This is a genomic window from Chthonobacter albigriseus (assembly GCF_013839445.1).
GTDB lineage: Bacteria > Pseudomonadota > Alphaproteobacteria > Rhizobiales > Pleomorphomonadaceae > Chthonobacter > Chthonobacter albigriseus.
On sequence record NZ_JACDIT010000002.1, the window covers coordinates 269,915 to 293,141 of the forward strand.

At 70.2% G+C, this 23,227-nt stretch carries 23 protein-coding genes; 9 read left to right on the top strand and 14 right to left on the bottom strand.

Going from position 1 to position 23,227, the window contains the following annotated elements; genetic code table 11:
* Positions 1 to 58 precede the first annotated feature (58 nt).
* The gene (locus HZ321_RS09380; protein WP_181702023.1) at positions 59 to 265 is read right to left on the bottom strand and encodes a hypothetical protein; all 207 of its coding nucleotides are present in this window, start codon (positions 263 to 265) and stop codon (positions 59 to 61) included.
* A gap of 252 nt (positions 266 to 517) precedes the next feature.
* Between HZ321_RS09380 and HZ321_RS09385 the strand changes: the two genes are divergently transcribed.
* Together HZ321_RS09385 and HZ321_RS09390 are read left to right on the top strand one after the other, a co-directional pair.
* On the top strand, positions 518 to 1,624 hold the full coding sequence (locus HZ321_RS09385; protein WP_181702024.1) for an FAD-dependent oxidoreductase: 1,107 nt from the start codon (positions 518 to 520) through the stop codon (positions 1,622 to 1,624).
* Positions 1,625 to 1,651: 27 nt separating this feature from the next.
* Positions 1,652 to 2,047 carry a winged helix-turn-helix domain-containing protein gene (locus HZ321_RS09390; RefSeq protein WP_181702025.1) on the top strand — a complete coding sequence of 132 codons (396 nt, stop codon included), beginning with the start codon at positions 1,652 to 1,654 and terminating at the stop codon, positions 2,045 to 2,047.
* A gap of 307 nt (positions 2,048 to 2,354) precedes the next feature.
* Here HZ321_RS09390 and modC read toward each other — a convergent pair whose 3' ends face one another.
* From modC to HZ321_RS09410, 4 genes are all read right to left on the bottom strand, one after another.
* A complete protein-coding gene (gene modC / locus HZ321_RS09395) occupies positions 2,355 to 3,563 on the bottom strand; it encodes a molybdenum ABC transporter ATP-binding protein (RefSeq protein ID WP_181702026.1) in 1,209 nt (402 codons plus the stop codon).
* Positions 3,560 to 4,255, bottom strand: coding sequence for a molybdate ABC transporter permease subunit (gene modB / locus HZ321_RS09400; protein ID WP_181702027.1), 696 nt, complete (start codon positions 4,253 to 4,255; stop codon positions 3,560 to 3,562). Before modB ends, modC begins: the two co-directional genes overlap by 4 nt.
* A 36-nt stretch (positions 4,256 to 4,291) precedes the next feature.
* Positions 4,292 to 5,065, bottom strand: a complete 774-nt coding sequence (gene modA / locus HZ321_RS09405) for a molybdate ABC transporter substrate-binding protein (protein WP_181702028.1) — start codon at positions 5,063 to 5,065, stop codon at positions 4,292 to 4,294.
* A gap of 71 nt (positions 5,066 to 5,136) precedes the next feature.
* Positions 5,137 to 6,024, bottom strand: a complete 888-nt coding sequence (locus tag HZ321_RS09410) for a helix-turn-helix transcriptional regulator (protein WP_181702029.1) — start codon at positions 6,022 to 6,024, stop codon at positions 5,137 to 5,139.
* Positions 6,025 to 6,167: 143 nt separating this feature from the next.
* Between HZ321_RS09410 and HZ321_RS09415 the strand changes: the two genes are divergently transcribed.
* The 4 genes from HZ321_RS09415 to HZ321_RS09430 all read left to right on the top strand — a co-directional run bounded on the left by HZ321_RS09415 (position 6,168) and on the right by HZ321_RS09430 (position 9,624).
* Entirely contained in the window at positions 6,168 to 6,854 is a 687-nt protein-coding gene (locus HZ321_RS09415; RefSeq protein WP_181702030.1) for a fumarylacetoacetate hydrolase family protein, read from the top strand.
* Between the two features lie 167 nt (positions 6,855 to 7,021).
* A complete protein-coding gene (locus tag HZ321_RS09420) occupies positions 7,022 to 7,924 on the top strand; it encodes an endonuclease/exonuclease/phosphatase family protein (RefSeq protein ID WP_206682761.1) in 903 nt (300 codons plus the stop codon).
* A gap of 74 nt (positions 7,925 to 7,998) precedes the next feature.
* The gene (locus HZ321_RS09425) at positions 7,999 to 8,661 is read left to right on the top strand and encodes a class II aldolase/adducin family protein (RefSeq protein ID WP_342343830.1); all 663 of its coding nucleotides are present in this window, start codon (positions 7,999 to 8,001) and stop codon (positions 8,659 to 8,661) included.
* Positions 8,662 to 8,760: 99 nt separating this feature from the next.
* On the top strand, positions 8,761 to 9,624 hold the full coding sequence (locus tag HZ321_RS09430; protein WP_181702032.1) for a TIGR01459 family HAD-type hydrolase: 864 nt from the start codon (positions 8,761 to 8,763) through the stop codon (positions 9,622 to 9,624).
* A 10-nt stretch (positions 9,625 to 9,634) separates the two neighbouring features.
* Here the strand turns inward: HZ321_RS09430 and HZ321_RS09435 are convergent, their stop codons facing one another.
* From HZ321_RS09435 to HZ321_RS09455, 5 genes are all read right to left on the bottom strand, one after another.
* Positions 9,635 to 10,528 carry a DMT family transporter gene (locus HZ321_RS09435; protein ID WP_181702033.1) on the bottom strand — a complete coding sequence of 298 codons (894 nt, stop codon included), beginning with the start codon at positions 10,526 to 10,528 and terminating at the stop codon, positions 9,635 to 9,637.
* Between the two features lie 27 nt (positions 10,529 to 10,555).
* Positions 10,556 to 11,038 (bottom strand): L-2-amino-thiazoline-4-carboxylic acid hydrolase, encoded by a 483-nt coding sequence (locus HZ321_RS09440; protein WP_181702034.1) that lies wholly within the window; start codon positions 11,036 to 11,038, stop codon positions 10,556 to 10,558.
* An 18-nt stretch (positions 11,039 to 11,056) separates the two neighbouring features.
* A complete protein-coding gene (gene ybaK / locus HZ321_RS09445; RefSeq protein WP_181702035.1) occupies positions 11,057 to 11,530 on the bottom strand; it encodes a Cys-tRNA(Pro) deacylase in 474 nt (157 codons plus the stop codon).
* 206 nt (positions 11,531 to 11,736) lie between these two features.
* The gene (locus tag HZ321_RS09450) at positions 11,737 to 12,657 is read right to left on the bottom strand and encodes an extensin-like domain-containing protein (RefSeq protein WP_181702036.1); all 921 of its coding nucleotides are present in this window, start codon (positions 12,655 to 12,657) and stop codon (positions 11,737 to 11,739) included.
* A 71-nt stretch (positions 12,658 to 12,728) separates the two neighbouring features.
* On the bottom strand, positions 12,729 to 14,090 hold the full coding sequence (locus tag HZ321_RS09455) for a L,D-transpeptidase family protein (RefSeq protein ID WP_181702037.1): 1,362 nt from the start codon (positions 14,088 to 14,090) through the stop codon (positions 12,729 to 12,731).
* 148 nt (positions 14,091 to 14,238) lie between these two features.
* On the opposite strand from HZ321_RS09455, the gene HZ321_RS09460 reads away from it, so the two are divergent.
* The gene (locus HZ321_RS09460) at positions 14,239 to 15,759 is read left to right on the top strand and encodes a S10 family peptidase (RefSeq protein ID WP_244635746.1); all 1,521 of its coding nucleotides are present in this window, start codon (positions 14,239 to 14,241) and stop codon (positions 15,757 to 15,759) included.
* Between the two features lie 3 nt (positions 15,760 to 15,762).
* Here the strand turns inward: HZ321_RS09460 and HZ321_RS09465 are convergent, their stop codons facing one another.
* The 4 genes from HZ321_RS09465 to HZ321_RS09480 all read right to left on the bottom strand — a co-directional run bounded on the left by HZ321_RS09465 (position 15,763) and on the right by HZ321_RS09480 (position 21,028).
* Positions 15,763 to 18,021 carry a putative bifunctional diguanylate cyclase/phosphodiesterase gene (locus HZ321_RS09465; RefSeq protein WP_181702038.1) on the bottom strand — a complete coding sequence of 753 codons (2,259 nt, stop codon included), beginning with the start codon at positions 18,019 to 18,021 and terminating at the stop codon, positions 15,763 to 15,765.
* A gap of 377 nt (positions 18,022 to 18,398) precedes the next feature.
* The gene (locus tag HZ321_RS09470; protein WP_181702039.1) at positions 18,399 to 18,734 is read right to left on the bottom strand and encodes a hypothetical protein; all 336 of its coding nucleotides are present in this window, start codon (positions 18,732 to 18,734) and stop codon (positions 18,399 to 18,401) included.
* 62 nt (positions 18,735 to 18,796) lie between these two features.
* A complete protein-coding gene (locus HZ321_RS09475; protein WP_181702040.1) occupies positions 18,797 to 20,272 on the bottom strand; it encodes an MDR family MFS transporter in 1,476 nt (491 codons plus the stop codon).
* Positions 20,273 to 20,416: 144 nt separating this feature from the next.
* Positions 20,417 to 21,028: an NAD(P)-dependent oxidoreductase gene (locus HZ321_RS09480; protein WP_181702041.1), complete on the bottom strand. Its 612-nt coding sequence runs from the start codon at positions 21,026 to 21,028 to the stop codon at positions 20,417 to 20,419.
* 114 nt (positions 21,029 to 21,142) lie between these two features.
* Between HZ321_RS09480 and HZ321_RS09485 the strand changes: the two genes are divergently transcribed.
* The gene (locus HZ321_RS09485) at positions 21,143 to 21,517 is read left to right on the top strand and encodes a winged helix-turn-helix transcriptional regulator (RefSeq protein ID WP_181702042.1); all 375 of its coding nucleotides are present in this window, start codon (positions 21,143 to 21,145) and stop codon (positions 21,515 to 21,517) included.
* A gap of 108 nt (positions 21,518 to 21,625) precedes the next feature.
* On the top strand, positions 21,626 to 23,143 hold the full coding sequence (gene betC, locus HZ321_RS09490) for a choline-sulfatase (RefSeq protein ID WP_181702043.1): 1,518 nt from the start codon (positions 21,626 to 21,628) through the stop codon (positions 23,141 to 23,143).
* Positions 23,144 to 23,227 lie beyond the last annotated feature (84 nt).

Sequence of the window (23,227 nt, forward strand, 5' to 3'; positions counted from 1 at the left end):
AAGCCCGCCATCCGGCGGGCTTTTCCGTTCGGGCGATTGTCCCGCCTCCCGCTGTCGTTCAGATGCGGAGGGTCTGGATCTCGGCTCCGTCGGCGTCCGCCTGGCGGGTCTCGGGAACCGCCTCGCCCGCGTCCGGCTCGGCCTCGGTCTCTTCCTCAAGCAGCGGCGGAACGAAGACGCTCTTGGGAATAACGACGAGCGCGTGGGCAGGGACGCTGGCTCCGGCGGCGAAGAGTGTCGCAAGGATGACCGCTCGGGCAAACATGATGATGCTCCACGAATTTGAACCTCATTGCAGCCTTTCTACCAGCCGCGCATGAATTCGACGTTCCGAGTTCAGGACAAATTCAATTCTAAGGCGAGTGCTGGTCTCAACCGACTTTTAACCGTAGGCGGCCGGCGGGCGGGGGCAACCGCGTCCACGGGGCGGTGTTCTCCGGCGATCGTGTAGTCGTGTTTTCCGGAACGACTGTCGTGCGTGTAGCGCTACAAAAAGCGACGACGCGGAGGACATATCGTGGCAGGCAAACATATCGTTCTGGTCGGAGCTGGACACGCCCACCTCGACGTGATTGCCGGCGCCGAGGCGTTCACACGGCGAGGTCATCGGCTGACGGTGATAGCGCCGGGGGATTTCTGGTACTCGGGCCTGGCGACCGGGGTGGCCGGCGGGATCTATCCCCCTGCCCTCGATCGGATCGACATCGCCGCGCTGACGGCGAAAGCCGGCGGAACTTATCACCGGGGCGTGGTGACGGGCTTATCGTCGGAACGAAGCCGGCTGACGCTGGAGGACGGGACCGAGGTGCCGTTCGACGTCGTATCGCTGGACATCGGCAGCGAAGCGCCGCCCATCCCCGGCGAGGCGGCGCATCCGGACCGGTGCTTCGCGGTGAAGCCGGTGCGGCGGATCGCCGAGCTGCGGGCGACGGTGGAGGCGCGGGCGGCGGCGGGCCGGCCGACGCGGATCGCGGTGGCCGGAGGCGGGGCGACCGCGGCGGAGATGGCGGCCAACCTGGAGGCGCTCGGCCGGCGCATCGGGGGACGTGTCGACGTCACGCTGCTGGCGGGCGGGGAGCGGGTGCTGGCGCAGTTGCCCGGGCGGGCCGGGGCGGCGGCGGTGGATGCGCTGCGGCGGCGCGGCGTCTTGGTGCGGACAGGGGCCCGGGTGGCGTCTGTAGATCCGGACGCGGTGCGGTTGGCGAACGGGGAGTCGATCGGCACCGACCTGTTCGTCAACGCGACCGGTCTTCGACCGCGACGGCTCGCCGTCTGCGACCTACCGCTGGATCCGAACGGCGCGCTGGTTCTGGACCGGCATCTGCGCTCGCGAAGGGATCCGCGGGTGCACGGCGGGGGTGACTGCGTGGCGATCGAAGGGCATGAACTGCCGCGGATCGGGGTCTACGCGATCCGGCAGGCTCCGGTGCTGGCGCGCAATCTGCTCGCGGCGGCGGAGGGCGGCGAACCGGCGACCTTCGAGCCGCAGGCGCGCTATCTCTGGATCATGAACCTCGGCGACGGGACCGGCCTTGCCATGCGAGGCGGCCTTTGGTGGCACGGGCGCGCCGCCTTCCGGCTGAAGGACTGGATCGACCGCCGATTTCTGGCGAAGTACGCTTAACCCCGACGACCAGGAGCGAGGACCGAGATGAACAAGCCGCGGAACCTGCCGGATGGAAGCGATCGCCGGGAGGTACGGGCGACCCCGCGCATCAGGATCGTGTTCGGAGACGGGATGCGGATAGGGCCGGGCAAGGCGGACCTGCTCGAGGCGATCGGCAGGACCGGCTCGATCTCGGCGGCAGGGCGGGAACTGGGCATGTCCTATCGACGCGCATGGCTGCTGGTGGACAGCCTGAACCAGATGTTCACGCAGCCGGTGGTGACAGCGAACGCCGGCGGCGCGCACGGCGGCGGCGCCGGGCTGACGCCTTTCGGCGCGGACATGCTGGCGGCGTACAGGCGGGTCGAGGCGCGCATGCGGGATGTGGTGGAGGAGGAGTTCGGGCGCTTCGAGGCGGAGGTGGTGGTGGACGGGGCGTGATGGGTGACGGGCGATCGGCAGGGGGCGGTGGGTCGAAGGGCCTCAGCAGTAGCGGTGGACCGTAAGCAGCGGGCCTTCCCCTCCCCGTCTTGGTCCGCGCAGGCGGACCACCGCATTTTTCCGGGACGGTGCACCACCTCAGAACACGATGTAGAGCGGCACTCACAAAGGCGTGGGTGGTCCGCCTGCGCGGGCCATGACGGCTCGAATGAGGGGCGAACCGCGGTGCGTTCTGTGGCGTGTGGGTAGGGGCGAACGGCGGCGTTCTGTGGCGGCTGGAGGCGGGCGAACGGCAGGGTCGGGCGGGTTATTCGCTGGGGATCTGGAGGCCGGGGACCATGCGTTCGTCGAGGGAGACGGCCTTGATGAGGGCGTGGACTTCGTCGCCGGTGTCGAGGCCGAGTTCGGCGGCGGCGAGGCGGGTGATGTAGGCGGTGAGGCGGTCGCCGCCGCGGAGCGCGATGGTGGCGAGAGCGAACGGGCCGTCGTCGGTGGCGATGTGGACCACCGTTCCGGTGAGCGCGGTGCGGATTGAGAGGTTGCTGGGCCTGCCGACGGCGAGGGTGACGTTGGTGGCACGGATGGAGAGGCGGACCAGCGCGCCGGGGGGCGACGACGCGGTTCGGTCCGTTGGTTTGCCCGTCATGGCGCCCGCCTGACTTGTGGCAGGCGACCCGGGCCCCAGGCCGGTGGGCGTTGGCTCCATAGCCGTCCCGCCGAGGTGGCCGGGGAGGATGATGCGACCGGCGGGGTGGTCGAGGATGGTAACGGCGAAGGCCGGATCGTAGCGCTCCACCGTGGCGGTGAGGATGGAGACAGCTTCGAAACGCGAGGCGGTGGAAAGCGAGGTGGGCGCGAGGATCTCGGAGGCGGGACCGGCGGCTGCGACCCGGCCGGCTTCAAGGCGGACCACGTGACCGGCGAGACGGGCGACCTCGTCCACGGCGTGGCTGACGTAGACGATGGGGATTCGGAAAGCGTCGCGCAGGTGTTCGATGAAGGGCAGGATCTCGCGCTTGCGGGCATCGTCGAGCGAGGCGAGCGGTTCGTCCATCAGGAGAAGGCGCGGCGAGGCGAGGAGCGCGCGGCCGATGGCGACGCGCTGGCGTTCGCCGCCGGAGAGCGTTGCGGGCCGACGATCGAGCAGGCGGTCGATGCCGAGGACCTGGACGACGTCGTCGAAGGGAACGGCGCGCTCGCGCCGCGGGGTGAACCAGCGGCCATAGGTGAGGTTGGCGCGCACGGACAGGTGCGGAAAGAGCTGCGCGTCCTGGAAGACGAGGCCGATGCGGCGGCGATGCGGGGGCAAAACGATGCCGGCGGCGGTGTCGGCGAGGACGGCGTCGTCGGCGACGATGCGGCCGTCGTCGGGACGCTCCAGGCCGGCGATCAGGCGAATGACCGTGGACTTGCCGGAGCCGGATGGGCCGAACAGGGCGGTGACGCCCTGCCCCGCGCTGAACGCAACGTCCAGCTTGAAATCCGGCCGCGCGAGGCGGCAGTCGAACTCGATCATGCGTAGACCGCCACGCGGCGGCTGGCGCGACGCTGGAGCCATTCTGAAAGCACGAGCGCGCCGAGGGCGATGACGACCGCGACGACGGTGAGGCGAAGGGCGCCGGCATCGCCGCCGGGGATCTGGGTGAAGGTGTAGATGGCGGCGGAGAGGGTCTGCGTTTCGCCGGGGATGTTGGAGACGAAGGTGATGGTGGCGCCGAACTCGCCGAGGGCCTTGGCGAAGCAGAGGATGGCCCCGACCAGCACCCCCGGCAGTGCCAGCGGCAGAGTGACCGTGGCGAAGACGGCGAATGGGCCGGCCCCGAGCGTGCCGGCGGCGGCTTCCAGCCGGCGGTCGACCGCCTCGAAGGAAAGGCGGATCGCGCGGACCATCAGAGGGAAGCCCATCACGGCGCAGGCGAGCGCCGCACCGGTCCAGCGGAAGGAGAAGACGATCCCGAAGTCGGCCAGGAAGGCGCCGAGCGGGCCGCGCTTGCCGAAGAGCAGCAGCAGCAGGTAGCCGGTGACGACGGGCGGAAGCACCAGCGGCAGGTGGACGAGCCCGTCGACAAGGGTCTTGCCGGGAAAATCGCGACGGGCCAGCAGGTGGGCAACGGCGATGGCGAACGGCAAGCTGGCGAGGGTTGCGACCGCGGCGATGCGCAGGCTGAGGGCGACCGCCGTCCACTCTTCAGGTGTCAACTCCGGCATGGGGCGTCCGGTGCGAAGGGAGCCGGGACGGGATCGTCACGGCAGGAGGGTGAAGCCGGCTTCGGTGAAGACGGCGCCGGCCGCCTCGCCCTTGAGGTAGGCGAGGAAGGCGTCGGCGTCGGGGCTCGGAGAGCTTTTCAGCCGGGCGACAGGATAGACGATCGGCGGGTGGCTGGAAGCGGGGAAAACAGCGACGACCTTCACCTCCGGCACGGCTCGGGCATCGGTGGCGTAGACGACGCCGAACGGCGCCTCGCCGCGGGCAACGAGCGTAAGCGCGGCGGTGACCTTGTCGACGAAGGCGGCCTTCGGCTCGACCGCGGCCCACAGGCCAAGGGACTCGAGCGCAGCCTTGGCGTAGGCGCCGGCGGGGACGGACTTCGGCTCGCCGAGGGCGATGCGGCCGTCGCCGATCAGGGCTGCGAGATCGGCGCCGGGCTTGGGCTCGAAGACGGCGGTGCTGTCGGCAGGGGCGATCAGAACGAGTTCGTTGCCGAGAAGCGCCGTGCGGCTGGCGGGTTCGACGAGGCCGGCCTTTTCCAGGTGATCCATCCACTTGAGGTCGGCGGAGAAGAAGAGATCGACGGGGGCGCCCTCCTCCACCTGCCTGGCGAGCGCGCCGGAGGCGGCGTAGCTGACCGTGACGGCCTTGCCGGTTTCGGTCTGCCAGGCGGCGGCGACCTCGTCGAGCGCGGTCTTCAGGGAGGCGGCCGCGAAAACGAGGATGGGCTTTTCCTCCGCGGCGGCGGGAGCGGCGGGGAGGAGCGAGAGCGCGGCGGCGACGGCCAGAATGCGGCGACGGGTGAGCATGCGAGCCTCCGGACGGGGTTCGCTATGCATCATTGGATATAACGCGGTCGCAGGCAAGAGGGACCTTCGGGTCACCGGTTGAGCAGGATCGTGCCGGCTTCGGACACGTCATAGCCGCCGAACTCGGCCGCGCGGGCAACAAAGGCGGGCGTCCGCATCAGGGCGAACAGGCGCTGCGGGCCGGGCTCGAAATAGGTGCGGCGGCGGAGCGCGAGGTCGAAGCGTTCCCAGGCGAGCGGCAGGAAGGCGAGGCCGTGGGTCTCGGCGACTCCGCGGGAAGCAATGCCGCAGTCGGCGCGGCCGACGCGGACGGCGAGCGCGAGTTCGGACCCGGTGGCGCACGGCCCGGCGGCGACGGCGAGCGTTCCAGCGGCGATGCCGGCGCGGGCGAGAATCGCCTCCAGGAGGAGCTGGGCGCCGGCGCCAGGCTGGCGGACGGCGAAACGGGCCTTGCGGGCGACGGCGTCCTCGACGGCGGCTAGGCCGAGCGGGTTGCCGGGCGCAACGACGAGGCCCTGCTCCCGGCGGCAGAAGGAGACCACGACGGCATCGGCGAGGTCGGCCCGGGCGGAGACGGCGGCCAGATTGGGCGGATCGCTTTCGTCGGTCGCGTGGAAATGGATGGCGGCGACGGCCGCCTCTCCGGCGGCGAGGCGCTCCAGGCCTCGGGAACTGCCCTCGGCGAGCAGCGCCAGGCCGCAAACGCTGTCGCGGGCGGCCCATTCCAGGAGGAGATCGTGGCTGCCGGCGATCACCGGCGGGGCGGCGCGCGCGGCGGCGGCCGGGCCGGTCATGCCGGCCTCCAGCCAGCGATCGAGGCTGGCGCGCGGGAACAGCCACTTGCCGGTGACCTTGGTGCAGGGGATCGCGGCCTCGGCGACGAGTTCGTAGAGCTTGCGCTCCTTGAGCTTGAGGTAGTCGGCAGCTTCCGCCGTGGTGAGATAGGTGTCGCCGGGCATGTCGGGGTTCCGGTTGGGGAGGCTCGCCGGGGATGTATAGGCGATTTGGCGGGCGGGCGTGAGGGATGGCTTTTCGGCTTTATCGACGGGGCGGTCCGGCCTAAAAGGCTGGTCCGACAGTCTCCGTCTCCCGAGGTGCCGTCTTGCCAGCCCATGTCGTTCCCGCGCCCGCCATCCCCGAGGTTCCGGTCGAAGGGGGCGGCGCGTTCCCGGTGCGCCGGATCTTCTGCGTGGGGCGAAACTACGCCGAGCATGCGCGGGAGATGGGGGCGGATCCGACACGGGAGGCGCCGTTCTTCTTCACCAAGCCGGCGGACGCGATCGTGACCGGAGAGGCCGACACGCCCTACCCCAGCGCGACCGAAGACCTGCACCACGAGATGGAGCTGGTGGTGGCGATCGGCAGGGGCGGCACGGACATCGCCGAGGGAGACGCGCTCGGCCACGTCTACGGCTACGCGGCGGGGCTGGACCTGACGCGGCGCGACCTGCAGGCGGCGGCCAAGAAGGCCGGGCGGCCGTGGGACATGGCCAAGGGCTTCGACGCCTCGGCGCCGATCGGGGCGATCGTGCCGGCGGCGAAGATCGGGCATCCGGCCGCCGGGCTGATCGAGCTCAGCGTCAACGGGACTGTGCGGCAGTCCTCCGACATCGCCAACATGATCTGGTCGGTGCCGGAGACGATCGCCTACCTGTCCGGGCTGGTGGCGCTGCAGCCGGGCGACCTGATCTTCACGGGGACGCCGGAGGGCGTGGCGGCGCTGAAGCGCGGGGATCTCGTGGAAGGGCGGATCGCGGGCGTGGGCGGCGTGCGGACGCGGATCGTCTGAGGGGAAGGCGGAACCTCGCGGCTGGCTGGCGACTTTCGATCAGGCCCATTCGCCGCAACGTCTTTTTCGCCTTGTTCCCCTCCGACGGGTTGCGGCGCAGCATACCGAACCGCTATCTCGGTGAGACGAGGATGCGCCCATCCCAGCCTGACACGGACCGATCCGCGTTGACCGCAGAGAAGCCGACACCCCCCTCCCCGCTCCGCCTGGCGCTGACCGAGTTTGCGCGGGAACGCGGAACGACCCGCCAGCGCTTGGGCCGGCTGGTGGACTCCATCCTGCCGCAGGCGGCGGCGGACTTCCTGTTCCCGCCCGCCCCGGAGCGCGGGGCGAAGGTGGTGGTGGCCTCCTACAACATCCACAAGTGCGTGGGGACCGACGGGCGCTTCGACCCGGAGCGGATCGCCGAGGTGATCGCCGAACTGGACGCGGACGTGGTGTGCCTGCAGGAGGCGGACCGGCGGATCGGGCTGCGCAACGGGCTGCTCGACCTTCCCGGACTGGAGCGGCGGACGGGGCTGACGCTGGTGCCGGTGGCGGCGCGGCCGGCGAGCCACGGCTGGCACGGCAACGCCATCCTGGTGCGCCAGGGCGAGGCGATCCGGATCAAGCGGTTGACGCTGCCGCATGCCGAGCCGCGCGGCGCGGTGATGGCCGAGCTCGACCTGCCGGTGGGCAAGCTGCGCGTGGTGGGCGCGCACCTCGGGTTGCTCCGGCGATCGCGGGCGCAGCAGGCGGCGACGCTGCTGCAGACGCTGGACCGCAGCGAGCCAATGCCGACAGTGCTGATGGGCGACTTCAACGAGTGGCGGCCCGGCCGGCCGGACTGTCCTCTGGCGGCGCTGGAGCCGTTCTTCGGGCCGGTGCACTCGAACCACCCGAGTTTTCCCTCGCGCCGGCCGATCTTCGCGCTGGACCGGATCCTCGGCTGGCCGCACGGCACGGTGGAGACGATCGCGGTGCATGCGAGCCCGCTGGCGCGGGTGGCCTCCGACCACCTGCCGATCAAGGCGCTGGTGGACCTTTCCACGCCGCTGCCCAACGCCGACGTGGCGGCCGCCACGGTCTGAGCGCCGGGCCTTCCGGCCGCCGCAGCGGCGTGCGATGAATTCGCCTGCAACGCCGTGCCTACCGGAGATGCCCCGTGAGTGACGACCTGACGATCCGCCGCGCCATCGTGGACGCTTGCCGGGAGATGAACCGGTCGGGACTGAACCAGGGGACAGCGGGCAACATCAGCGTGCGGCGGGGCGAGGCGATGCTGATCACGCCGAGCGCGACGCCCTACGAGGCGATGCAGCCGGACGACATCGCCGTGATGCCGTTCGAGGCCTACGGCGTCTGGACCGGCCCGCTGGCGCCGTCCACGGAGTGGCGGATGCATCTCGACGTGATGCTGGCGCGGCCCGACGTCAAGGCGATCGTGCACGCCCATCCGGTGCACGCGACGGCGCTGGCGATGTGCCGCAAGCCGATCCCGGCCGCGCACTACATGGTGGCCGCCTTTGGCGGCACCGACGTGCGCTGCTCGCGCTATGCGACCTACGGCACCAAGGAGCTCTCGATGGCTGCGCTGGAGGCCATGGAGGGGCGGACCGCTGTGCTGCTGGCCAACCACGGCATCCTGGCGGTGGGGGCGAGCCTCGCCGAGGCGATGTGGCGGGCGGTGGAGCTGGAGACCCTGGCGCGCCAGTACATCCTGTCGCTCGGGATCCCGGGCGGGCCGGTGATCCTTGACGACGGCCGGATCGCCGAGACGCTGGCGAAGTTCGGGGACTACGGGCTGCGTCATAAAGTGGAAACCTGATCCGGCGATCCTTCGGCCAGGCGACGAAAGTCCGGGCCGACCGGCGCGACGGGCCGGGCTATGGTCGGGCGGATCGATGCGCAGGAAGGGGATGTGGGCATGGCGGAGGCGACGCGTTCCTCCTGGACCGCCCTTCCAGGCATTCGGCCGCTGACCGACTTGTTCGGCACCTTCTTCGTGGATCAGTACGGGGTGCTGCACGACGGGCAGAGGCCTTACCCGGGCGCCGTGGAGACGCTGCAGCGGCTGAAGGCGAGCGGGCGCGGGGTGGTGCTGATCTCCAACTCCGGACGGAGCGCGACCTACAATGCGGAGCGGCTGACGGGGCTGGGGTTCGATCCCGGGAGCTGGGACCATTTCGTGACGTCGGGCGACGTGGCGCTGTCGCTGTTGACCGGTGGGCGGATCGCGGTGACGCCCGGTCCGGCCACTCGGTGTCTGACGGTCTCGGGTGTCGGCGAGCGGAACCTGGCGGATGCGCTCGGCTTCGGCGAGGCGATGGAGGGCGAGGACGCTGACTTCGTGGTGATCGCCGGGAGCCGCGGCGACATCGTCCCACTGTCGACCTACCGTGACCTGCTGGCGCCGGCGGCGGTGCGGCGGGTGCCCTGCATCTGCACCAACCCCGACATGATCATGCTGACCCCGTTCGGGCCACGTTTCGGCGCGGGGCGGATCGCCCGGCTCTACGAGGAGATGGGCGGGCGGGTGACCTGGATCGGCAAGCCCTACCCCGAGCTCTACGCACATGCGGCCAAGCTGGCCGGCGTGACGGACCCGTCGACGGTGATCTGCATCGGCGACAGCATCGAACACGACGTGGTGGGGGCGAAGCGCTTCCGCGCAGCGTCGGCGCTGGTGCGCACCGGCATCCATGCCGCGCTCGGATCGGAGGAGATCGAGGCGGAGGGCGAACGGCACCGCGTCAGTCCGGACTACGTGCTGCCGTCGTTCCAGTGGTGAACAAGGCCGGTCAGGCGGCGGGCCGAAGTCTCGCGAGGAGGCGGACGGGCAAGAGGCCGAGCACCAGGGCGCAGCCGCAGACGATGGTTGCCGCGCCGACGACCTGGAGCGCGGAGAGCGGCTCGTGCAGGGCGAATGCGCCGACGAGGACCGCGACGACCGTGACGGCGAACTCCACGCTGATCGCCCGGGTGGGACCGATGGTGGAGACGAGGCGGAAGTAGAGCACGTAGGTGGTGGCGCTCATCACGCAGCCGAGGATGAGCAGGTAGACGTAGTCGACCGGCTGCGGCGTGCCGGGGACGGGGACGGCCGCAAGCAGCGGCAGGCTGAACAGGCCGCCCCACAGGAAGGATCCGGCGGTGATCTCCCATGTGCCGGCGCCCTTCAGGCGCTGGCTGGCGTAGACGCTGCCGACCGCCGCGCAGAGGCAGCCGAACAGCGCGCTGGCGCAGCCGAGCACGAAGGTGGGCGTGACCGCGACGGCCGGGAAGCCGACCAGCATGACGATGCCCGCAAGGCCGAGGAAGAGGCCGACGACGCCCTGCGGCGGGATGCGCTCGATGTTCCAGAGGCGCGCGATCAGCATGGAGAGCATTGGGATGGAGGCGACCAGGATGGCCGCCATCGCGGTGCCAATGCGCGGCGTGGCGTAGGAGAGGCCGAGGAGCTGGCCGGCGACGGTGGTGGCGCCGACCACGGCCAGCGGGAACAGCCCGAAGCCGAAATCCATCCGCCGCCGGAGCAACGCGGCGGCCAGGACCAGCGTGACACCGGCGACCAGCGAGCGGAAGGCGACGGCTCCCACCCAGCCGAAGGCGTGCACGGCCTTCAGGATCACGAGGAAGGAGAAGCCCCAGGCGAGCGCCAGGAACACATAGGACGCGACGTCTTTGATTTTCATCCGGGGGTGGCGGCAGGCGGGGGCCGATCAGGCACCGCCCTCCTCCTTCTCGTAGGTGTAGCGGAAGTCGCAGTGGGAGGCGCCGCCCATGATGGTCTGGGTGCGGGTCATCTTGAGCTTCGGGTCGTAGCCCTCGCAGAAAGCGCCGTCGCGGTTGCAGGAGAGCAGCGGTCCGATCTCGCCGAGGCCCATGGCCTTGTACATCTCGGCATAGCGGCAGCGGGTGACGTTGAAGTCGAAGCGGGTCTCATCGCGCGCGATCACCTCGACGGTGAGCGCGTCCTCGGCCGTCCAGTGCTTCTGGATGTCGACGAAGCTGTCGAGGCTGGTGCCGGCGGGCTCGCGGGCGGCGAAGGCGGCCGCCTGGCGCACCGCGGATCGGTGGACGGCATCGGCGATGACGGCCTTGGCCTCGTCCTTGCCGACACGCTCCAGGAGGGTCTCGTAGACCTCCTTGAGGAGCTCGGCCTCGATGCGGCGCCGCTCGATGATGGGAAGGACGGTGGACATCGGGCGTTCTCCTGCGGTTCAGGCGACGAGCGGGGCGATCCGGGCCTTCAGTGCCGCCACGGCGTCGGCGGGCTTGAGGCGGACCTGCAGCCCGCGCTGGCCACCGTTCATGTAGACGAGTTCCTCGGCCATGGCAGCCTCCTCGATCGCGGTCGGGACTGCGCGCTTCTGGCCGAAGGGGCTGATGCCGCCGACATGATAGCCGGTGACACGCTCGGCGTCGGCGGGCTTCATCATGGCGGCCGACTTGCCGGCAAAGGCAGCGGCGAGTTTCTTCATGCTCACCTCGCGGTCGGAGGGGACCACCACGCAGACCGGCTTGCCGTCGACCTCGGCCATCAACGTCTTCAGGACGATCCGCGGCGGCACGCCAAGCTCCTCGGCCGCCTGGAGGCCGATGCGCTCGGCGTTGGGGTCGTAGGCGTATTCGTGCACGGTGAAGGCGGCGCCCGCGGCCTTGAGGGCCTGCGTGGCGCGGGTGGTCTTCGACATGGGACGCGGATTCCGGTGGGCCCGGAACGGGTTGAGCAGAGGACGGGGGGCGTGGTCAAGGGGGACGGTGGAGGGACGTGAGCGGATGGTGGGCGGGGGCGGAAAACGGCGTGGGTGGTCCGCCTGCGCGGACCATGACGGCAGAGGGGTGGGGGCGGGAGGCGGCGGGGGCGGCGGGGAGGCGCGGGGGTTGGCGCGTGGCGGGATCACTGGCAGATGCGGTAGCCGTTGTTGCGGGACTGGAGGTCGAGGTGGAAGTGGGTGGCGTGGGCCTGGTCGGCACCGGGGCCGAGGACGGTGGTGAAGTAGGCGCAGGCGGCGGTACGAATGGCCTTCTGGAAGGCGCGGACCTCCTCGTCATCGGAGCCGTCGTCCTCGATCGGGATGGCGGGACGGCCGGCAAAGGCGATGGAGGCGATGTCGACGGCGTTGCCCGTGGCGTGTTCGCTCTGCTTGGCGCCAGCCTTGCCGTTGCGCGGGCGGCAGACATAGGCGGAGGCGTGGGCGACCGCGGTCGGGCGGGCCTTCAGGTGGTCGGCGGCTTCGGGGACGACCACTTCGGCGACCCAGCGGGCGAGGGATTCGGCGGCCTCGCAGTTGAGGGTCGCGGCGGGTTCCAGGGCGATGCCCTGCCCCACCGACGTGACCTCGATCGGATCCTCCACGGCGCAGTCCTTCTCGGCGATGGCCGGGATCGGCTTGAATGAAACGTCGAGACGCTCCAGGCGAAGGCGGCAGGCGAGTTCGGTACTGGGGGCCGGCGTGTCGGCGGGCACATTGCGGACGGCGTCGTCGGCGGGGGCGGCCGGAGCGGTGTCGGGCTTTTGGGACTCGGGCGTCGCCGGAGCGGGGTCGGGCTTGGGGGGCTCGGGGGCGGTTGGAGCGGCGTCGGGCTTGACGGGCTCGGGGGCGGCCGGAGCGGGGTCCGGCTTGGGAGGTTCGGGGGCGGTCGGAGCGGGGTCGGGTTTGGGGGCGGCAGGAGGCTCAGGAGCGGGGATGGGCTTGGGGGGCTCGGCGGCGGGGGGCGGATCGGCGGGCTTTTCGGGCGGGAGTGGCGTGGCGGCAGACACGGGAACCGAGAAAGCAAGGAGCAACGCGGCGAAACCGATCCGACGAAGAGTGGCCATGCGAACCTCCGGCTATGACGCAAGGGTAACGCGCGAAGGCGGCAACGGATCGGCCCGCGCGAAAAGATGGCTCATTCGACGAAGTCGACCGGCACGCCCTTGGAGACGAGATGGGCGAGTTCGGCGGCGTCCCAGTTGGTGAGCCGGACGCAGCCGTGGCTGAAGCCCTTGTCGATGCGGTCCGGATCAGGCGTGCCGTGGATGCCGTAGGTGGGCTCGCTGAGGTCGATCCAGACGGCGCCGACGGGGCCGTTCGGACCCGGCGGCAGGCGCAGCGGCTTGGTGTTGTTGCCCTGCCTGAAGTTGACGTCCGGGCGGTACCAGTACTCCGGGTTCATGGCGACGGCCTCGACGACATGGCGGCCGGAGGGCGACGGAAGGTTGCTGCTGCCGATGGTGGCGGGATAGGCGACGACGATGCGGCCGGCGGCGCTGTAGCCGATGAGCTGCTTGGTGCGCTTGTCGGCGGCAAGATGGACCACGCGCTCGCGGACCGGCGGGCCGGGGTCGGCGACAATGATGCGGGTGCCTGCGGCGGCGAAGTCGGCGGCCGGGTTGATCTGCCGGAGGAAGTCGAGGTCCATGTGGAAGCGCTCGGCAAGGAGCTCGGCCGGGCCGCGGAAGGCGAGACGGTCGAGCTTGGCGAGTTCGGCATAGTCGGTCGGCAGGTCCGGGACGAACGGTCCGGCGACATCGTCGGCGGTGATCTCGTAGCTGGTGAGAACAGGCGCCGCGGAAATCGCCTGCAGCCGGGCCCAGACCTCGGCATCGAGGACGCCGTCGACGGGGAGATCGGACATCGCCTCGAAGGCGGCGACGGCCTTCTGGACGTTGAAGCCGTAGTAGCCGTCGATGACGCCGGGCGAAACGCCGGCGCGGTCGAGGAGGATCTGGAGCTTCACGACGAGGGGGCTCTGGACGAGCTTGCCGCCGCTGCGGGCGCCGAGGTCGGTGGAGGGCATGAACTCGGCGGCGTCGACCGCCTCGACGAGTTCTTTCGGCGACAGGGTCGGCGGGGCGGCCTGGGCGGGCGCCACCGGATCCGGGACGCTGGGGATGGGGGTTTCGGCTGGCGCTCCGGGGGGCGGACCGACGGCGCCGCCGTCGAGCGGCGGGGCGGTCTCGAAGCCGGGCGGCGGGGCGCCGTAGCCTTCATTGGGGCTGATGCCGTCGTCGGGGTAGTCGGGCGGGCCCTCGGGGTACGGGCCGTAGAGGTCGCTCGGCCCGCCGTAGAGCTCCTCGTCGATGCTCGGCGGCGGCTCGTCGGCGGCAAAAGGGTCGTCGTAGGGCCCGTCGTAGCCAGGGGGCGGCGCGAGGGGCTCGCGCTCGACCGGTGGATCCAGGCGGAACAGCCGGCCGCCCGGTTCGAGGATCTGGGCGGCGGCCGGGACGGCGATGAGGAGCAGGCAAAGACCGAGCAACGCGCGCCGCACGTGATTCTCCAGACAGCCCCATCCGCGAGATGGGAGAGCACGGGAGATGGGCCGAACCGTGGCCAGACGGACGACGCGGCGCGGCCGACCATTGCTCCGGCGGGACGGCGACCCAGATAGGGATGGGGGCCGAGGTCGCGAGGATCGGATGAACGGGATTGCCGCACGGATGATGGCCGCCACCCTGACGGGGCTGGTGGCGTTGCAGGGCGCCGGCGCGCCGGCATGGGCGCAGGAGGTGGCGCGGCCGACGTCAGGGATCCTGGCGCTGATCCCCAAGCCTTCCGTGACGCAGCACACGCTGACGATCGCGGGGCGGGCGATCGACTACACGGCCGAGGCCGGGACGCTGCCGATCCGCGGCGGCAACGGCGATGTGACGGCGGAGATCTTCTTCACCTCCTACGTGGCGGCGGATGCGCCGCCGGGCGGGGCGAAGCGGCCGGTCACCTTCGTTTTCAACGGCGGGCCGGGCGCGGCGTCGGCCTACCTCCACATCGGGGCAATCGGGCCGCGGGTGCTGGCGACGGCACCGGACGGATCGTTCCTGCCGCCGCCCTCGCGGCTGATCGACAACGCGGACAGCTGGCTGCCGGCAACCGATCTGGTGTTCGTGGACCCGCCGGGAACCGGGTACAGCCGTGCGCCGGGGTCGGAGGGGGACTCGCGCTTCTGGGGCGTCAACGCGGACCAGCAGGCGATGGGGGCCTTCATCCGGCTGTGGCTCCAGAAGTCCGGGCGAACCGGAGCGCCGGTGGTGCTCGCCGGGGAGAGCTACGGCGGATTCAGGGCGGCGCTGCTGGCCAAGACGCTGCAGGAGGACATCGGGATCGCGCCGGTGGCCGCCATCCTGATCTCGCCGGCGCTGGAGTTCTCGCTGCTCTACGGGGAGGACTACAATCCGCTGACCTGGGCGCTGCCGCTGCCTGCGATGGCCGCGGTGAACCTGGAGCGGCAGGGGGTGACCGACAGCGCCACGCTGGCGAGCCGGCTGAAGGAGGTGGAGGCCTACGCGAGCGGGCCCTACGTTGCGGCGATCTCGGGCGGGCTGGAGAGCGGCGGCAAGTCGGCGTCGGAGACGGTGGCGCGGATGATCGGGCTGCCGCGCGAGCTCGTCGAACGGCACAATGCGCGGGTGCCGACCAGCGTGTTCGCCAAGGAGTTCGAGCGGGCGGCGGGCCAGGTGCTCAGCCGCTACGACGGATCGATCTCGGCCCCGGACGCGACACCCGGCGGCGGGCGGGGCCTCGGACCGGATCCGGTGCTGGACCGCAGCGTGCCGGTGCTGACCTCGGCGTTCGTCACCTACGTGCGGGACGAGTTGGGCTTCAAGACGGACATCTCCTACCGACTCCTGAACGGCGAGATCGCCGGGCGCTGGGACTACGGGACGAGCGCGTCGCGGCAGGGTTATGCGGGCGTGCTGGAGGACCTGCAGGAGGCGCGGGTGCTGAACCCGGCGCTGCGAGTGCTGATCACGCACGGCTTCACCGACCTGATCACGCCCTACTTCGCCTCGTCCTACCTGGTGGGGCAACTGCCGACGCTGAAGGGCGCGGAGCCGATCCGGCTCGTCAACTACGCGGGCGGGCACATGATGTACTTCCGGCCGGAGTCCCGGCGGGAGCTCACGGCGGACGCGATCGCGACGATCACAGGCGGGGATTGACGGTCAGGCCCGGGCGGCGAGGAGGACGGGCCCGGCGCGACCGGGACGGGGGCGGAACGTTTCCATGAAGCGCAGGAGGTCCGGGACAGCCATCGGACGGGCGAAGAAGTAGCCCTGCCCCATTTCGCAGCCGAGTTCGCAAAGACGGTCCAGCTGTCCGGCGGTCTCGATGCCCTCTGCGATGACGCGGATGCCGAGCCGGTGGGCGAGTTCGACCAGAGCGGCAGAGATGACCGCCCCGGGGCCGTCCCCGATCATCCGCTTGACGAAGCTCTTGTCCATCTTGATCAGGTCTACCGGGAAGGTGCCGAGATGGGCGAGCGAGGCGTAGCCGGTGCCGAAATCGTCAAGCGCGACGGTCATGCCGCGGTCGCGCAGCTGGGCGACGGTGCGGGAGACGGCATCTGCGCCGCGGGACAGGAAGACGTGCTCGGTCACCTCCAGGATAAGGCGGGAGACCGGGACAGCCGCTTCGTCGCAGGCTGCGAGGATGCGTTCGGCGAGGTGCCCGGCGCGGAAATCGTGCATGCCGACGTTGATGCCGACGTGGGGAACATCGATCTCCGACGCGTCGAAGGTGGCGAGATCGTCGAAGACCCGCTGCAGCATGCGCGTGGTGAGCTTGGCGGCGACGCGGGCGTCCTCGAAGGCGGAGGCGAACTGGGCGGCGGACTTCACCGAGCCGTCCGGCATCTCCATGCGGGCAAGCGATTCGACCCCGACGATGCGCCCGGTGGAAAGCGAGATGACCGGCTGATACCAGGCGACGACGCGGCCCTCCGACAGACCAGCCTCGACCGACTTCAGCGTGTGGACGCGGCGGGTGATGGCGGTGCGCAGGTCCTCGCGGAAGGCGACATAGATGCCGCGGCGGATCTCCTTGGCGTGGTAGAGGCCGAGATCGGCCTCCTGGCGCAGGGTTTCCGGGGTAGAGCCAGGCTGGGCGATGGAGCCGCCGATCGACACCTTGGGGGTTATGGTGTGGCCGAGGCAGCGGAAACTCGGCTGCATGGCGGCGAGGATGCTCTCCGCCAGCGCGGCGAGGCCTTCCTGGCCGCCGGGCTCGTTGACGATGACCGCGAACTCGTCGCCGCCGAGGCGGGCGACGAAGCCGATCCCCGACACGAGCGCCTGGATGCGGTCGGCCACGGTGCGGATGAGTTCGTCGCCGGCCGTGTGGCCGAGGGTGTCGTTGACCTCCTTGAGGTGGTCGACGTCGATCATCATCAGCCCGATGCCGGTCGGTTCCAGCCCGTTGAAGCAGTCGGCGAGCTCGCTTTCGAAGCGGTGGCGGTTGGCGAGGCCGGTGAGCGCGTCGGTGTTGGCGACCTGCCAAAGCCGCGCCTCGACCCGGTGGCGCTCGGACACGTCCTGGATCGAACCGAACAGGCGGTGGGCTTCGCCCTCGTGGATCTCGATGTCGCCGACGCAGCGAATCCAGCGGCGATTGCCGGCCGCTGTCAGCACCTCGAACTCGGCGTCGAAGCCATTGCCGTCGCGCACGGAGCGCTCAAGGATCTCCTCGAAGCGGTAACGCTCTGCGCCAGGGTAGATGGCGAGGAAGGCTTCGCTGTCGACCGGGGTGCCGATCTCCAGGTCGTAGATGCGGTAGACCTCGTCGGACCAGGTGACTCCCCCGGTGACGAGGCTGAGTTCCCAGCCGCCGACCCGGGCCATGGTTTCGGTCTGGCGGAAGCGGCGCTCGCGCAGCTCCAGTTCTCGGCGGTGCTCGTCGAGCACGAAGCGCTGGGCATCGGCCTCCTGGGCGAGTTCGATCGCCTCCTGAGCGAGGCGGTGACCGCGAATGAGGCCCGTGACGACGCTGGCCAGATGCTTCAGGGCGGTCCGCTGGGCTGGCGTGAACCGGCGCGGCTTGCTGTCCAGCAGGCACAGGCTGCCGATGGCGACGCCCGGGCGCACGACCAGCGGGGCGCCCGCATAAAAGCGGGTGTCGAGAGAGAGCCGGCCGGAGATGCGCGCGAACTCGGGATCGGTGGCGATGTCCTCCACCACGACCAGGTCGTCGCCGCCGATCGTGCGGCTGCAGAAGGCGTCTTCCCGGGTGTGTTCGGCCCGCGGGAAACCGCAGGCGGCCTTCATCCAAACGCGGCTCTCGTCTATGAGGGCGATATAGGCATGCGGGACATCGAAGATGGCGCAGGCGTGGGCGACCACGGCTTCGAACTCGGGCGAAGCGGCGGAGTCCAGGATGCGCGAGGCGCGCAGTTCCGCCAGCCGCTCGGCTTCCCGATCCCCCGACATTCGCACCCTCATGAGCTGGCTTTCCAGAAATCGGCCCGAGGGAGTCGGGCGGCTAGGCTCGGCGACATTCGCATGCATTCAGCCCGTGCTGCTACTTCGGCGCGTGCTGCGGCGCATATGAAGAGCACACAAGTGCTGAACAGACGGTTGATCTGAAAGGAAGACTCCTTCCGTTCCGCGGTTTTCGGACCGAACAAGCGCATGCGCCGCCAGGGGTGCCGGGGCTCTCCTGTGATTACTGCATATCTTAGACGTCGGAGATGGCGGGCTGGATGGGCCGTGCGGCGCGGGACGGCGGGATTTGCGCTGGCCGTTGTCCCTCCCCGGCTCGGGGAGGGAGGGCTGGTCGTCGCGGAGGACGACAGCGGGGCGTGGATTCAGGCGAGAAAGTCCTCGTCGTCACCGAGGGCGCGGTCCTCGGCCTGCTGGCGGACGGCTTCCTCCAGATCGCTGAGACCGTCGGGGGTTTCATCGTAGCCGGAGGTGGGGTCGTGGCCGGTGGTCACGCTGGCCGGCTGGGCGGAGACGTCCATCCAGACGGCGTCGTCAGCTTCCAGGCTGTTCGGGTCGATGTCCTCCGGATCGGGGCGTTCCTGCTCGCCGGTGGGGGTCTCCAGGTTGGGCGCGTCGTAGACGCCGGCGTCGCCCTCGTTGGCGAAGGTGCTTTCTTCGCCGGGCGCGACGTCCTGATGTTCGGGGAACTGCTTGCCCATGGATGTCTCCGGTTCTGGTTGGGGCTCAAGACCTCAACGAACGGAGACGGCGGGCGTTCCGGCTATTCGGTGACGGGCGGCGGCGCGGTGCGGCCGCTGCGGAGCGGCCGCTCCTCCATCAGCATCATGAAACCGGTGGCGACAAGCTGGGTGACCGCGCAGGCGCCGAACACCCAGCGGAAGGCCTCCGCTGCCGCCGCTGCGGCGGCCGGGTCGTGGCGAAGGGGTCCGGAGGCCTCGCCGATGCTGTCGACGACGCCGAGGCCGATCAGGATGGCGCCGAGCAGCGCCACGCCGATGACCGAGCCGAGCGACCGCAGGAAGGAGAGCGCCGCGGTGGCGACGCCGAGGTCCCGCTGCTCGGCGGCGTTCTGCACGGAGACGGTGGTGACCGGATACTGCGAGCCGAGGCCGATGCCGATGACGGCGATCAGCGTCTGCACCGTCCACACCGAGGCGGAGGGGACCACCACCGCCAGCACGAGGAGGCCGAGCATGGCGAGCGCGCTGCCGCCGACGGCGGCGATCTTGTAGTGCTCCGCGCGGCCCATGTAGCGGCCGGTGAGGTTGGCGCCGACGACCGTGCTGGCCATGTAGACCACCAGCGCGGCACCGGCCTGCGCCGGGCCCATGCCCTGGACGAGCTCGAAGTAGACCGGGATGAAGACGGAGAGGCCGATGCCCGCCGTCATGGAGAAGAACAGCGAGGTGGAGGCGGCTGCGATCACCGGGTTGCGGAGGACGCGCGGCGGCAGCAGCGGCTCCTCCACGCGCAGGAGGTGAAATGCGAAGGCTGTGAAAAGCGCAGCGGCGGCGAGGACGAGGCCGACGATCTCCAGCGACGTCCAGGCGTAGCGGACGCCGCCCCAGGTCATCGCCAGCATCAGCGCGACGGTGGCGCAGACGACGAGCAGCGCGCCGAGCCAATCGAGCGCATGCTCGCGGCGGATGGTGGGGAGCTTGCGAAGGGCGCGTTCGGACAGGACGAGCGCGATGGCCCCCAGCGGGAGGTTGATCCAGAAGATCAGCGACCAGTGGACGTGCTCGGCGAAGACGCCGCCGACGACCGGGCCGGCGAGGCTTGCCGCGGCCCACACGCCGGAGATGAAGGCGATGTAGCGCGACCGTTCGCGCGGGGCGACGACGTCGGCGATGATGGTCTGGGCGAGCGCGATGAGCCCGCCGCCGCCGAGGCCCTGCACCGCCCGGCCGGCGATCAGCACACCCATCGACGGCGCGACCGCGCAGATGACCGACCCGACCAGGAAGATGCCGACGGCGGCGAACAGCACCGGCCGGCGGCCGCGCAGGTCGGCGAGCTTGCCGTAGAGCGGCGTGACGGCGGTGGCGGTGAGGAAGTACGCGGAGATCACCCAGGACAGCCAGGCCGGATCGCCGAGGGTCGCGCCGATGGTCGGCAGCGCGGGCGCGACGATCGTCTGGTCGAGCGCGGCCAGGAACATGCAGAGCAGCGCCCCGATGACGATGGAACGGCGGTCATCGTCCGTGACCTGGACGGCGGTGGGCGGAGTGGTCATGTCCGGGATGAGTCCGTTTCGGAAGGCGAGCCAGAAGATAGACGCAGCGCAGCAAAATGCCAGCAGCGATCGCGCCGTGCGGCTTCACGACTTGTCGAACGGACAGGGGGAGCGGGCGGGGAGCGGATCCCCGCCCGCGCGGCGTCAGGTGCCTACGGTGAAGCGGCGGCGGACGTGGGCCGGCTTCTCGATCTCGTCGGCCATCGCGATGGCGTAGTCGGCGAAGGAGATGAAGCTCTTGCCCTCCGCGGAAACGAGCAACTGGTCGGTGCCGAGGCGGAACGCGCCCGTGTGCGGGCCGACGTCGAACAGCGCGGAGGGGGATAGGAAGCTCCAGTCGAGGTCCGTGTCGGCCTTGAGGAGGTCGAGGAAGCGGGCCCCGGCGAGGGCCTCGCCCTTGTAGATGGCGGGGAATTCGGGCGTGTCGACGAGCCGGACGCCCGGCGCGACCTCCAGGCTGCCCGCCCCGCCGACCACGAGGTAGCGCTTCACGCTGGAGGCCTTCACGGCGGCGATCAGCTTCAGGGGATCGCTGGCGTGGAACATGATGGCGCTGACGACGGCGTCGTGGCCCTTGAGGGCGGCAGCGAGGCCGTCCGGGTCGTCGGCATCGGCGGACACGGCGGTGATGCCGGCGGCGGCGGGGACCTTGCCGGCGTTGCGGGCGATGCCGGTGACGGCATGACCGCGGCGGGCGAGTTCGAGGGCGATTTCGGATCCGGCGCGGCCGGAGGCACCGATGACAGCGATCTTCATGAGGGAGACTCCACTCGGTTTCAGATGGAAACCAAGTGTGTTAAACTTGTGCAGCTGTAAAGAAGGCACCTTCTGGTGATCTGGTCACCGGGAGGTAACCGATGGAGACGGGTGATGGTGGCGGCGAACTGGAACGCCTACGAGGCGGAGTGCCCGACGCGGGCGGTGCTGGACCGGATCGCGGACAAATGGACGGTGCTGCTGCTGGGGCTGCTGGCGGAGCGGCCGATGCGGTTCAACGAGTTGCGACGGCACGTGGACGGGCTGTCGCAGAAGGTGCTGTCGCAGACGCTGAAAAGCCTGGAGCGGGACGGGCTGGTCACGCGGCGGGCGTTCGCGACCGTTCCGGTGACGGTGGAGTATTCGATCACGCCGCTTGGGGCGTCGCTCGCCGAGACAACCAACGCGTTGCGGCTCTGGGCGGAGGCCCACATGGACACGGTGGTGGCTTCGCAGGCCGCCTACGATCGGCGCGGCGCGGACGCGTGAGTCGCGCATTCGACGGACCGGAATGTCGGCTCCGTTCGACGGCGATGTCGGCCGGCGTGCTACGGTCGGGGTCAACGAAGCCAACGATTGCAGAGAGTTGATGCACCCATGAGCCGCCGACCGAATGTCCTCGTCGTGATGGTCGACCAGTTGAACGGGACGTTTCTGCCCGATGGGCCAGCCGGCTTCCTGAAGACGCCGCACCTCTCAGCCCTTGCGGACCGGTCGGCGCGGTTCGCCAACACCTACACTGCGAGCCCGCTCTGCGCGCCGGCGCGGGCGTCGTTCATGTCGGGGCAGCTGCCGTCGCGGACACGGGTCTACGACAACGCCGCAGAATTCGCTTCCGACATCCCGACCTTCGCGCATCACTTGAGGCGAGCGGGCTATCATACTTGTCTGTCAGGTAAAATGCACTTCGTAGGCCCGGACCAGCTGCACGGCTTCGAGGAGCGGCTGACGACCGACATCTACCCGGCGGACTTCGGCTGGACGCCGGACTACCGCAAGCCGGGCGAGCGAATCGACTGGTGGTACCACAACCTCGGCTCGGTCACGGGCGCGGGGGTGGCGGAGATCACCAACCAGCTCGAATACGACGACGAGGTGGCCTACAACGCGACGCGCAAGCTCTACGACCTGTCGCGCGGGCACGACGAACGGCCTTGGTGCCTGACGGTGAGCTTCACCCATCCGCACGACCCCTACGTGGCGCGGCGGCTGTTCTTCAATCTCTACGCCGACAGCCCGGCGCTGGAGCCGGCGGTGGGGCCGATCCCCTTCGAGGCCCTCGATCCCCATTCCAAGCGACTGTGGCTCGCCTGCGACTCGCAGCGGTTCGACATCACGGCGGAGATGGTGCGGCGCTCGCGGCAGGCCTATTTCGCCAACATCTCCTACATCGACGAGAAGATCGGCGAGCTGATGGACGTGCTCGCCCGCACACGGATGCTGGACGAGACGATCGTGGTGTTCGTCTCCGACCATGGCGACATGCTCGGCGAGCGCGGGCTGTGGTTCAAGATGAGCTTCTACGAGGGGTCCTGCCGCGTGCCGCTGATGATCGCCGCGCCGGGGATGAAGGCGGGCCTCGTCGAGGCGCCCGTCTCCACGCTGGACGTGCTGCCGACGCTGGCGGAGCTGGCGGGAATCGACCTCGACCAGGTGGCGCCTTGGACCGACGGGGAGAGCCTCGTCGGGCTCGCCAATGGAGGGGAACGGCGCTCCCCGGTGCTGATGGAGTACGCGGCGGAGGGGACGATCGCGCCGATGGTGGCGATCCGCGAGGGGCGGTGGAAATACACCGCCTGCCCCGCCGATCCGCCGATGCTGTTCGACGTCGCCGCCGATCCGCATGAGCTCACCGATCTCGCCGGGCGGCCGGAGGTGGCGGCGGTGGAGGCCGACCTTGCCGCCCAGGTGGCCGCGCGCTGGGATCTCGGCGCGTTCGACGCCGCGGTCCGGGAGAGCCAGGCACGGCGGCACGTGGTCTACGAGGCGCTCCGGAACGGTTCCTATTTCCCGTGGGACCACCAGCCGCTGCAGAAAGCCTCGGAGCGCTACATGCGTAACCACATGGATCTGAACGTTTTGGAGGAGAACCAGCGGTTTCCGCGTGGGGAGTGACGGCTCGCAACGCTGTCGGTTTTTTTACATAGAGCTACTTGGATGTATCCGCGCGCTTCCGGTAATGTGCGGCGGCGCTGGGGC